Source organism: Micromonospora sp. WMMD735, assembly GCF_049178995.1.
GTDB classification, from domain to species: Bacteria; Actinomycetota; Actinomycetes; order Mycobacteriales; family Micromonosporaceae; genus Micromonospora; species Micromonospora wenchangensis.
The window spans coordinates 4,610,006-4,620,902 of record NZ_JBMHMJ010000002.1; the positions used below are offsets into that span (position 1 = coordinate 4,610,006).

Below are 10,897 nucleotides of genomic sequence, written 5' to 3' on the forward strand. Positions count from 1 at the left end.
TCCCACGTGACGAATGGCTGACGATGTGACCAGGGTTCGGCAGGGCTCTCCGACGGCGCTGCACCGGTTCGCCGGGCGGGCGCTGCTCGGTGTCGCGGCGACCACCGTCACCGTGCTCGGCACGGCCCCGTCTCCCGCCCCCGCCGCGCCCCCGTCGTCGTCCACCCTGGTCGGGACGCGGGCCGGCAGTCCGCTGGCCGAGCCCGACTTCGCCCCGGCCCAGGCGCGTGCCGACCGGGTCCGCGACGACCAGTTCCAGCTCGACGAGTTGAACGCGGCCACCGCCTGGCGTACCTCGACCGGGCGTGGCGTCACGGTGGCGGTGATCGACTCCGGGGTGGACGGCAACCATCCCGACCTGGTCGGCCAGGTGCTGCCCGGCATGGACCTGGTCTCCCCCGGCGGCGGTGCGGAGCCGGACCCGGTGGGGCACGGCACGACGGTGGCCAGCCTGATCGCCGGGCGGGGCGACGACCGGCGGGGCGTGGTCGGGCTCGCACCGGACGCGCGCATCCTGCCCGTGCGGGTGCTCGACGACGAGAACCGGTACGACGACGCGATGATCGTCGCCAAGGGGGTGCGCTGGGCGGTCGACAACGGCGCCCGGGTGATCAACCTGTCCCTGGGCGGCAGCGGCGACAGCCCGGCCCTGGCCGCCGCGCTGGACTACGCGTTCGCCCGGGACGTGGTGGTGGTGGCCTGCACCGGCAACGTCGCCACGTCCACCACCTCGAAGGTCTGGTACCCGGCCCGGGAGCCGGGCGTGATCGCGGTGGCCGGTCTGGAACGCGACAGCGAGAACCTCTGGTCCGGTTCGATCACCGGTCACGCCACCACGTTGACCGCACCGGCGACCGGCCTGGTCGGGGCCCGCCCGCCGAGCAACTACTGGGGCGTGCAGGGCACCAGCTTCGCCGCGCCGCTGGTGACGGCGACCGCCGCCCTGGTCCGCGCCCGCTACCCGGACATGTCCGCCGGGGACGTGGTGAACCGGCTGCTGAGCACCGCGAAGGACATCGGGCCCGTCGGCCGGGACGACCGTTTCGGGTACGGTCTGGTCGACCCGGTGGCCGCGCTCACCGCCGACGTGCCGCTGATCGGCTACAACCCGCTGGACGACAACGACTCCCCCGGGGTGGTCGGGTTCGGGCCGGCCCCCGGCTCCGCCGAGGACGCCCGCGATGGTGGCACCGGCAGCGACCCGCTCGGGTTCACCGCGCCCCGCCAGCAGACCCGGTGGACGGCACAGCCGGCCGGTGGCGCCGACGAGGACGCCCCCCGTCGGCTGTGGACGGGTGTCGCCGTCGTGGCGGCCCTGGTCACCGGGTTCGCGATGATGGTCCGCCGGTTCCGGCTGCGGGGCCGCTGAACCGGGCCTGATCGAGGGTCCGGGTGGGTAGAGCAGGTCGCATGAGTGCCTCCGGTCGGCGTACCTCCGTATCCCCGTCGGGCCGGTCCTGGCGGGACCGTCGTCTGGACCGGGACCGTTCGCTCGGGTTGCGGTTGACCCTGGCGTCGGTGGCGGCGTTCCTGGTGCTGGTGCCGTTCTCGCTGCTGGCGGTGCTGGTGGTCGGTGCCTGGCCGCCGCTGCACGACCTGGACACCGCGGTCACCGACGCCCTGCACCGGTTCGCCGCCGACCATCCGCTGTGGGTGCGGGTGATGAAGGTGTGGACGCACCTGGCCTCGCCGGGGCCGCTGCGGGTGGCCGCGCTGGTCGTGGTGGTGTGGCTGTGGCGTCGCGGGGCCCGCCGGCTGGCGCTCTGGGTGGTCACCACGATGGTCGTCGGCGGGGCGCTGGGGGCGGTGCTGAAGCTGCTCGTCGGCCGGGACCGCCCGGAGCTGCTCGATCCGGTGGCGCGGGCCGCCGGGTACTCCTTCCCGTCCGGGCACGCGCTGAACGCGACCCTCGCGGCGGGGGTGCTGCTGCTGGTGTTCCTGCCGTTCGCCCGGGGCCGTCCGGCGACGCGGGTGGCGCTGTGGACGGTGGCCGTGCTGCTGGTCGGGGTGACCTGCCTGAGCCGGGTGGCGCTGGGCGTGCACTGGGCCAGCGACGTGCTCGCCGGCTGCCTGCTGGGGGTGGCGGTGGTGGCGGCCACCGCGGCGGCGTTCCGCACCTGGCGGGAGCGGGTCGGGTTGCCGGGTGGCCGGGCCATGGTCGACGGGGTGGCGCCGGAGCAGACCGACCCGCACGCGTAGCGGTCCTGCGCTGCGGGTACTGGGCGGCCATGTCCGCCATCGCTGCGCAGGTCGCCAAGCGGGTGCTCCTTCCGGTGACCCTGCTGCTCTCGTTCATGGTCCTGCTCGGGCTGCTGGTGACCCGGGTCCTCGACGACGTCTGGCCGTTCACCGTGGAGGACGCGGTCAACCGCGAACTGGCGGCCGACCGGACGGCCGGGTGGAACGACGTCTCGCTGGTGTTCAGCACGCTGGCCAGCACCCAGTTGATCGTGGTGGTCACCGTGCTGGTGGCGCTGGTGCTGCGGCTGGTGCTGCACCGCTGGCGGGAGCCGCTGTTCCTGTGTGCGGCGGTGTCCGCCCAGGCGCTGGTCTTCCTGCTCACCACGATGGCGATCGACAGGCGTCGGCCGGCGGTGGAGCACATGGACGTGTCCCCGCCGACGTCGAGTTTCCCGTCCGGTCACACCTCGGCGGCGGTCGCCCTCTATGTCGGTGTCGCGCTGCTGTTGGCGCTGCGGGCCCGCAGCACCGCCGGCAAGGTCACCTGGTGGACGCTGCTGGTGCTGGTCCCGGTCGGGGTGGCGCTGACCCGGATGTACCGGGGGATGCACCACCCGAGCGACGTGGTGGCGTCCTTCGTCAACGGCGGCACCTGCGTGGCGATCATGGCGCGGGCGGTGCTCGACAGGTCGTTGACCTGGGGTCGGGCCAAGCTGCCCGGCCTCACCCCGGCCGGCGGTGACGCCCCGGCCACCGCGCCGGCCGGCGGCTGACCCCGCCGCGCCGGGGAGACGGCGCCCCGGCCCCGGCCGGTCGGGGCACGTCCGGGGGCTCAGGTGCAGTCGCCGGTGCCCACGCCCCGGGTACGCTCCGCGCCCGCGAGCGCCACCGGCCGGGCCTCCTCGGCGGTCACCGCGAAGCCGGTGTTCGGGTCGTCCGCCGCCGCCGCGAAGATCACCCCGAGCACCAGCCCGTTGGAGGAGACCAGCGGCCCGCCGGAGTTCCCGCTGCGGACCAGCGCCCGGATGGTGTAGATCTCCCGGTTGACCTTGCTGGCGTTGTAGATGTCCGGGCCCTCGATCCGGTCGACGTCGCGGATGCGGGCCGGACGGGCGTCGTACGGGCCGTCGAGCGGGAAGCCCAGCACGATCGCGTCCGCGCCGCTGCCGGCCTGCCCGGCGGCGAAGCGCAGGGACGGACCGGGCAGCCCTGGCACGTGCAGCACGGCGAGGTCGCGGTCCGGGTCGTAGACGACGACCACGCCGTCGTACCGTTCGCCGCGCAGCTCGACGGCGACGGAGCGGGTGCCGGCGACGACGTGCGCGTTGGTCATCACCCGGTCGTCGGCGTAGACGAAGCCGGACCCCTCGATCCGGCGCGAGCAGCTCGGCGCGGACCCGAGCACCTTCACCACCGCCCGCTGGCTGTTCGCCACCACCTGCGAGCCGGCCAGCGCCGGGTCCGGCGGGGCGACCTGCCGGGCCGAGGTACGCCCCAGCCCGTTGAAGACGTCGGGGAAGCCGTTGGTGTCGACGGTGTCGCGCAGCGCCGTGGACAGCTCCTGGGCCTGGTCGGGCAGGACCCGGTCCACCACGGTCAGCAACGCGCTGTTCTTGACCGAGGCGGCCAGCCAGGGCAGCGACGAGGAACCCAGCGGCACGGCGACCAGCCAGGCCACCAGCATCACCGCGAGGATCGAGACGAACGCGCCGCCGATGTCGTCGGCCCGCTTGGCGACGTCGTTGGTGATCGTGCGGCGCAGGTGGGAGCCGAGCCAGCCGGCCAGCGCCTGACCGAGGACGGCGAGCCCGAAGACGGCGACCAGGCTGACCAGCACCCGCGTCCCGCTGTCGATGAACTGGCGGGCCAGCATCGGCCCGAGCTGGAGGCCGATGAGCGCGCCCAGGAAGAACCCGGAGAACGACAGCGCCCCGATGACGAAGCCCTGACGGTATCCGCTGATCGCGAACACGAGCATGAGCAGGAGCAGAACGAGATCCACGGCCGACACCGGTCAAGGGTACGTGCACCGGACACCGGTGCGGCGTCGCGGCTGCGGAACGTAATGGTCAGGTCAGCGGGCCGGCCAGTTCGTCGGCCCGGTCGGTGCCGGCGGAGGGTGCCGGGGTGGCGCCGGTCGGCGGTAGTTCGACCACCCGCGACCGGGGCCACGGGCGGGCCCACCCGGCCATCTCCAGCAGCGCGGCGAGCACCCCGGCGGTGAACCCCCAGACCAGCATCCCCCGGACGGAGAACGCCGGGCCGGTCCAGCCGCTGGGGTGGCGGACCAGCATCCGGTTGGCCGGGTCGACCAGTTCGGCGACGGGCAGCCGGGCGACGTGCGCCACCTCGGCCGGTTCCCGGGGGTGCACCGGGTGCGGGCTGTGCCACCAGGCGAGCACCGGGGTGACCACGAACTCGCTGACCGGGATCCAGAGCCTCGGCAGTTCGGCGAGGACGGTCACGCTGGCCGGGTCGAGGTCGACCTCCTCGTTGGCCTCGCGCAGCGCGGTGGCCCGCGCGTCGGCGTCCCCCGGGTCGGCCGCGCCGCCGGGGAAGGCCGGCTGGCCGGCGTGGTTGCGCAGGGTGGCGGCCCGCTGCAGGACCAGCACGTCGGGGCCGACGCCGGGTTCCTCGCCGAGCAGCACCAGCACCGCGCTCTCCCGGCCGCCCTGCTCGGGGGTGGTCAGCCGGGTGAAGTCCTCGGCCCGGGCGGTGCCGAGCCGGCCCAGCAGCGGATCGAACCAGGACGGTGGACGGCGGTTCATCGGGTCGACCCGGCACCGGCGGTCGGCCTCACGCGGGCACCACCAGGCCGAGGTGCCGGCGGACGAGGTCGGCGAGGCGGGCGTCGTCGAGCGCGCCGGAGGTGTCGGTGTGCCTGATCCGCCCCTGCGCGTCCACCAGCAGGGTCAGCGGCACCGCCGTGCGGCGCAGTTCCCGTTGCAGGGCCTCGCCCTGGTCGAACAGGACCGGGAAGCGGATGCCGAAGTCCTCGCCGATGGCCTGTGCGCCGTCCCGGCTGTCCCGGCTGTTCACCCCGATCACCTGGAGCTGGCCGGCGGCGCGGACGCTGAGCCGCTGGAAGGCCGGCAGTTCCTTGCGGCAGGGCGGGCACCAGGAGGCCCACACGTTGATGACGGCCGGGCCGTGGATGTCGCGCAGCTTCACCGGGGCTCCGCCGGTGAAGCAGGAGAGCACCAGTTCGGGCAGCGGGCTGCCGGCGGCGGCGGAGCCGGTCGGCGCGGGGGTGGAGCCGGGCGCGGTGGTGAGGGTGGCGCAGTCGGCGAACGGCGACGGGCGGGCGGCGCGGGTGGGGCCGGCGGCGGGGCCCTCCCCGCCGGTGGTGGCGGTGCAGCCGGCGAGTGCCAGCAGCACCGGGACGAGCAGCGCGGCGAGCCGGGGTTTCACGGTGCCTCCGCGGCGGCGGCCTGCGCCGGCACCAGCTCCGGGTCGACCCCGGCGGCGACCGCGAGGTCCCGGGCGCGGGGGCCCTTGAGCAGTTTGGCGGCGGCGGCCGGCTCGGTCGGCCCGAGCCCGTACGACGGGCAGAGCCGGGTCAGGGTGCACGCCCCGCAGGCGGGCTTGCGGGCGTGGCAGACCCGCCGGCCGTGGAAGATGATCCGGTGGGAGAGCATGGTCCACTCCCGCTTCGGGAACATCGCCCCGATCTCATGTTCGATCTTGACCGGATCGGTCTGGATGGTCAGCCCCCACCGCTGCACCAGCCGCTGGAAGTGGGTGTCGACGGTGATCCCCGGGACGTCGAAGGCGTTGCCCAGGATGACGTTGGCCGTCTTGCGGCCGATCCCGGGCAGCGTCACCAGGTCGGCCAGCCGGCCGGGGACCCGGCCGTCGTACCGCTCGGTCAGGGCCTGCCCGAGCTTGATCAGCGAGTCGGTCTTGTTGCGGTAGAACCCGGTCGGCCGGATCAACTCCTCCAGCTCGCCCCGGTCGGCCCCGGCGTAGTCGGCCGCCGTCGGGTAGCGGGCGAACAGCTTCGGGGTGACCTCGTTGACCTTCTTGTCGGTGCACTGCGCGGAGAGGATCGTGGCGACGGCCAGCTCCAACGCGGTGGTGTGGTCGAGTTCGCAGTGGGCGTCCGGGTGCGCCTCGGTCAGCGCCCGGCCGATCCGCCGGGCGCGCCGGGTACGGCCGAGTTCCGTCTCGACCCGGCCGGGAGAGCTGATGGTCACGCCGGCCAGCCTACGTCGCCGCCCCGACGGGCCGCCGGACCACGCCCCCGGTCAGCCGGCGTCGGGCGGGCTGATCTTCCCCTTGCCGTCGAACCGGGCGGCGGTACGCGGGAAGTCGTTGGTGCTGAGCTGCTTGACCAGGCCGAGCCCCTGACCGGCAGGGTCCATCCCCGGCTTGCCCACCGAACTCATCCGGGTGGAGGTGAACGAACCACCGGCGAAACTGCCGTCGGGCTTGAGCGACACCTTCAGCACCCCGCCCCAGCCGAGCCGGCCGGTCGGGTTGAGCGACCGGGCACCCCCGGCGAAGTTGCCCAGGCTGTACGCGATCAGCCGGCCCTGGTAGAACTCCATCCCGCGCAGCACGTGCGGGCCGTGCCCGACGATCAGGTCGGCCCCTGCGTCGATCATGGCGTGGGAGAACTTCACCGGGTCGCCCCGGTTCTCGCCGAGGAACATCTCGGTGCCGGGGCGGACCCGGGTCTTGTCCGACCCCTCGCCGCCCATGTGCACCTGCACCACGACCAGGTCGGCCATCGTGGTGGCCTTCTCGACGACCCCCTTGGCGGCGTCGATGTCGACCAGGCTGTTGGACCACGGGTACGACGAGAAGCCGGCCACCGCGACCTTCACCCCCTCGACCTCCACCACGGTGATCTGGTCGGGCGCGCCGGTGTGCTTGAGGCCGTGCTTCTCCAGCGCCTGCTGGGTGTTCTCGTAGCCCTGCGGGCCGAAGTCGTAGCCGTGGTTGTTGGCCTGGTTGAGCAGTTGGAACCCGGCGTCGGCGAGGTGGCCGGCGTACTCCGGCGGCACCCGGAACTGGTAGCAGTTGCTGGAGTTCGCGCCGCACTTGCCGGTGCCGGTGTCGGTGGTGAGCGGTTCCTCCAGGTTGCCCATCACCAGGTCGGCCTTGAGCGCGCCCTTGACCTCGTCGAAGAAGCCCTTGCCGCCGTTGGCGGGCAGCCGGGACGGGGCCATCCCCATGACGATGTCCCCGGTCGCCGACAGGGTGATCGCCTCGGTCCTGCCGGTGGCCCCGGTGGTCGGCACCGGGGAACCGGTGGTGCCACCGCCGCCGCCCGGCCGCCAGACCGGGTCCGGGCTGTCGGACGACTGGCCGCAGCCGGCGAGGAGCACGGTGAGCAGCGCGCCGCAGGCGAGCGCGACACGGCGGCGGGGACGGGGCTGGAGGAAGGCGGCAGAGTACATCGCCCGCGACGCTACCGGGTGACCAATCGACCGACGACGGGCCGATCGGACGGAAGTTCAGCCCGTCCGCCGCTGCGACCACGGGACGCAGGGCACCGCGCCGCCGTCCCGCACGGCCGCGTGGACGGCGCGGGCGAGCGGCGCGCCCCAGGTCGACCGGGGTCCGCCGTAAGGCTCGGCCGGGTCGCCCGTCGGGCAGAGCACGGTGACCGCGTCGGTGGGTGTGCCGGTGCCCGGCAGGCCGAGTTCCCCGATCGCCTGGCACTTCGCCTCGGTGGCGGTGGCGACGGCGTTCACCAGTGCCGCGTCGCCGAGCGCCGTCGGCACGTACACCACGATGTTGACCGTGCCCACCCGTTGCGCCGGGGCGTGGGCGGGGTCGGGTGCGGCGGCCCACAGGGGGGTGCCGAGGCCGACGGTGGCCCAGGCCCGGACCCCGGTGTCGGTCCGGGTCACCACCTCGGCGACGTCGACGCCGGTGAGCAGGCCGACCCCGGGCCCGTCGAGGTCGAAGCGGCGGGCGAGCGCGGCCAGGTGGGCCGCCGGGTCGTCCCGGTGGTACGACATCGGCACGGTCGCGTTGACCACCCAGTTGCGCTGGCCGACGCCGCCACCGAGCGGGCCGGAGCTGACCGCCCGCAGCGGGGCACCGGCCCGCCACACGAGCACCGGAATGTCCCACCCGTCCTCGGGGCGGTGGGTCAGCACCGGGTCGCTCAGCACCCGGACACCCTACGACCGGCGGTGGCTGACCCCGGTGACCAGGTGGTTCGGGCGGGCGATCATAGTGCCCGACCGCGTCGGCGAGGTTACGCCCAACGATCAAGATTCCAGGGGTGCAGCTCTGATTCGTCCTCACATGCGCCTAGACTTGGCGGCGCGCGAGGGATCAGCGGACGGCGGACCCGGCCGAGGGACGGCAACGCGCAACCGGAGGTGCGCGATGGACGAGGTACTGGCCCGCAGCGGGATCTTCCAGGGTGTCGACCCGGAGGCTGCCGAGGCGCTCGCCAAGGAGATGGAGACGATCGACGTCCGTAAGGGCGAGATCGTGTTCAACGAGGGCGAGCCCGGCGACAGTCTCTACATCCTCCTGTCAGGCAAGATCAAGGTCGGGCGTCGGGCAGCCGACGGCCGGCAGAACCTGATCGCGGTGATGGGCCCGTCGGACATGGTCGGTGAGCTGTCGCTCTTCGACCCCGGCCCGCGTACGGCCACCGCCACCGCGGTCACCGACACCCGGCTGGTCCGGCTGCGCAAGCAGGCGCTGCGGCCCTGGCTGAACAACCGGCCCGAGATCGCCGAGCAGCTGCTGCGGGTGCTCGCCCGTAGGCTGCGCCGGACGAACGACTCGCTGGCCGACCTGATCTTCACCGACGTGCCGGGCCGGGTCGCCAAGAACCTGCTCCAGATGGCCGGCCGGTTCGGCACCCGCGACGGCGGCGTGCTGCGGGTGACCCACGACCTGACCCAGGAGGAGATCGCCCAGCTCGTGGGCGCCTCCCGGGAGACGGTTAACAAGGCGCTCGCCGACTTCGCCTCGCGGGGCTGGCTGCGGCTGGACGGCAAGAGCATCATCATCCTCGACCCGGAGCGTCTCGCCCGCCGCGCCCGGGTCTGACCGGCACCGCGTACACACCCCGAGCCAGGGCCGCCTCCACCGGCGGCCCTGGCTCGTCGGCATTCCGGCCCGGTTCCACCTGCCCCGGTCGGCGATGGCCCGCTCTGCCCGGCGCAGAATCGCTCGACAACCCGCTCCGCCGGGCGCGACCCTGGACCGGTGCTGGAACGGGTAGCGGTTGTCTCCGACGTCCACGGCGCGTTGCCCCCGCTGGAGGCGGTGCTGGCCGAGCCGGAGGTGGTCGCCGCCGACCTGGTCGTGGTCACCGGTGACGTGGCGGCCGGCCCGCAGCCGGTCGAGGTGCTGGACCTGCTGACCGGGCTGGGTGACCGGGTCCGTTGGGTGCGCGGCAACGCCGACCGGGAGCTGGTGCAGGCCCGCGCCGGCCGGCCGTCGGAGCACGACGTCTCGAACTGGGCGGCCGACCAGCTCCGGGTCGACCAGGTGGCCCTGCTGGCCGCGCTGCCGCTGACGCTCACCCTTCCGGTCGCCGGCCTCGGCCCGGTGCTCTTCTGCCACGCCACGCCCCGCGACGACGAGGAGGTGGTGCTCGTCGACTCCCGGCCGGCCCGCTGGGCCGAGGTGTTCGCCGGGCTGCCCGCGCAGGTGCGCACCGTGGTCTGCGGGCACACCCACATGCCGTTCACCCGGCTGGTCGACCGCCGGCTGGTGGTCAATCCGGGCAGTGTGGGCATGCCGTACGGCGGGCCGGGGGCGTACTGGGCGCTGCTCGGTCCGGGGGTGCAGCTGCACCGTACGGGGTTCGACGTCGACGCGGCCTGTGCGCGGGTCGCCGCCGAATCGGCCTATCCGGACGCCGCCGCCTGGGCGGACGAGTACCTGCGCTCCCGGCACAGTGACCTCGACGCGCTCACCGCCTTCGCCCCGCGCGACGGCCGCTGACCGGTGTCCGGACCGGACCGGGGCCGCCGGCACCGGACCAGCGGCACCGGCCGGGGTCACCTCACAGCCGAAAAAAGTCAGGCTTGACTGTTTGTTTCGGCAACGGCACGCTGTTCCCGTGTCCACCCCGTCGACCCGCGTCCCGCAGCAGGAACGCAGCCGCGCCACCCAGGCCCGGCTGCTGGAGGCGACTGTCGACTGCCTGGTGCGGTACGGCTGGTCGGGCACCACCACGACCGTGGTCGCCGCCCACGCCGGTGTCTCCCGGGGCGCCCAACTGCACCACTACCCCACCAAGGCGGCCCTGGTCACCGCCGCCGTCGCCCACCTCGCCGAGCGACGCGCCGAGGAGCTACGCGTCGAGGCCGAGGCGCTGCCGGTCGGGCCGCAACGCCTCGACCGGGTGGTCGACCTGCTCGGCGTCGCCTTCACCGGGCCGCTCTTCGTCGCCGCGCTGGAGCTGTGGGTGGCCGCCCGCACCGACCCGGAGCTGCGCGACGCGCTGGTGCCGCTGGAGGCGCGGGTCGGTCGGGAGATGCACCGGCTCACCGTGGCGCTGCTCGACGTGGACGAGCGCCGCCCCGGCGTCCGCGAGGCCGTGCAGGCCACCCTCGACCTGCTGCGCGGGCTCGGCGTGGCCAACCTGCTCAACGACGACTCGGCCCGGCGCACCGCGCTGCTGCGCACCTGGAAGCACCAGCTCGCCACCCTGCTCGCCCCCGGGACGGCACCGGATCAGCCCCACGACGCCGACCCGACCTGACCCGTACTCACCGGCCCACCCGCC

Annotated in this window: 12 protein-coding genes; 6 read left to right on the forward strand and 6 right to left on the reverse strand. The window is 74.2% G+C overall.

Features of this window, described 5'->3' with window-relative positions; all coding sequences use genetic code 11:
• Nucleotides 1-13 precede the first annotated feature (13 nt).
• From mycP to ACN268_RS19845, 3 genes are read left to right on the forward strand one after another with little or no spacing between them, the layout of a single operon-like run.
• On the forward strand, nucleotides 14-1,369 hold the full coding sequence (mycP, locus tag ACN268_RS19835; RefSeq protein ID WP_421484482.1) for a type VII secretion-associated serine protease mycosin: 1,356 nt from the start codon (nucleotides 14-16) through the stop codon (nucleotides 1,367-1,369).
• Between the two features lie 41 nt (nucleotides 1,370-1,410).
• Nucleotides 1,411-2,199, forward strand: a complete 789-nt coding sequence (locus ACN268_RS19840) for a phosphatase PAP2 family protein (RefSeq protein WP_421484483.1) — start codon at nucleotides 1,411-1,413, stop codon at nucleotides 2,197-2,199.
• A 29-nt stretch (nucleotides 2,200-2,228) separates the two neighbouring features.
• Nucleotides 2,229-2,954 (forward strand): phosphatase PAP2 family protein, encoded by a 726-nt coding sequence (locus ACN268_RS19845; protein ID WP_421484484.1) that lies wholly within the window; start codon nucleotides 2,229-2,231, stop codon nucleotides 2,952-2,954.
• 59 nt (nucleotides 2,955-3,013) lie between these two features.
• Here ACN268_RS19845 and ACN268_RS19850 read toward each other — a convergent pair whose 3' ends face one another.
• Genes ACN268_RS19850 through ACN268_RS19875 form a run of 6 tightly spaced genes read right to left on the reverse strand, consistent with a single transcriptional unit; the run spans nucleotide 3,014 to nucleotide 8,309 of the window.
• Nucleotides 3,014-4,192 carry a MarP family serine protease gene (locus tag ACN268_RS19850; RefSeq protein WP_088643850.1) on the reverse strand — a complete coding sequence of 393 codons (1,179 nt, stop codon included), beginning with the start codon at nucleotides 4,190-4,192 and terminating at the stop codon, nucleotides 3,014-3,016.
• A 58-nt stretch (nucleotides 4,193-4,250) separates the two neighbouring features.
• Complete coding sequence (locus ACN268_RS19855; protein ID WP_421484485.1) at nucleotides 4,251-4,949, reverse strand: NUDIX hydrolase; 699 nt, start codon at nucleotides 4,947-4,949, stop codon at nucleotides 4,251-4,253.
• 28 nt (nucleotides 4,950-4,977) lie between these two features.
• On the reverse strand, nucleotides 4,978-5,592 hold the full coding sequence (locus ACN268_RS19860) for a TlpA family protein disulfide reductase (protein ID WP_363790833.1): 615 nt from the start codon (nucleotides 5,590-5,592) through the stop codon (nucleotides 4,978-4,980).
• Nucleotides 5,589-6,377 carry an endonuclease III gene (gene nth / locus ACN268_RS19865; RefSeq protein WP_421484486.1) on the reverse strand — a complete coding sequence of 263 codons (789 nt, stop codon included), beginning with the start codon at nucleotides 6,375-6,377 and terminating at the stop codon, nucleotides 5,589-5,591. Before nth ends, ACN268_RS19860 begins: the two co-directional genes overlap by 4 nt.
• Nucleotides 6,378-6,428: 51 nt before the next feature.
• Nucleotides 6,429-7,586: a CapA family protein gene (locus tag ACN268_RS19870; protein WP_421484487.1), complete on the reverse strand. Its 1,158-nt coding sequence runs from the start codon at nucleotides 7,584-7,586 to the stop codon at nucleotides 6,429-6,431.
• 57 nt (nucleotides 7,587-7,643) lie between these two features.
• Nucleotides 7,644-8,309 (reverse strand): adenosylcobinamide amidohydrolase, encoded by a 666-nt coding sequence (locus tag ACN268_RS19875; RefSeq protein ID WP_421484488.1) that lies wholly within the window; start codon nucleotides 8,307-8,309, stop codon nucleotides 7,644-7,646.
• Nucleotides 8,310-8,529: 220 nt separating this feature from the next.
• Between ACN268_RS19875 and ACN268_RS19880 the strand changes: the two genes are divergently transcribed.
• From ACN268_RS19880 to ACN268_RS19890, 3 genes are all read left to right on the forward strand, one after another.
• A complete protein-coding gene (locus ACN268_RS19880) occupies nucleotides 8,530-9,207 on the forward strand; it encodes a Crp/Fnr family transcriptional regulator (protein WP_067306583.1) in 678 nt (225 codons plus the stop codon).
• A 159-nt stretch (nucleotides 9,208-9,366) separates the two neighbouring features.
• Nucleotides 9,367-10,110 carry a metallophosphoesterase family protein gene (locus ACN268_RS19885; protein ID WP_421484489.1) on the forward strand — a complete coding sequence of 248 codons (744 nt, stop codon included), beginning with the start codon at nucleotides 9,367-9,369 and terminating at the stop codon, nucleotides 10,108-10,110.
• A gap of 118 nt (nucleotides 10,111-10,228) precedes the next feature.
• Nucleotides 10,229-10,873, forward strand: coding sequence for a TetR/AcrR family transcriptional regulator (locus tag ACN268_RS19890; protein WP_421484490.1), 645 nt, complete (start codon nucleotides 10,229-10,231; stop codon nucleotides 10,871-10,873).
• Nucleotides 10,874-10,897: the final 24 nt, after the last annotated feature.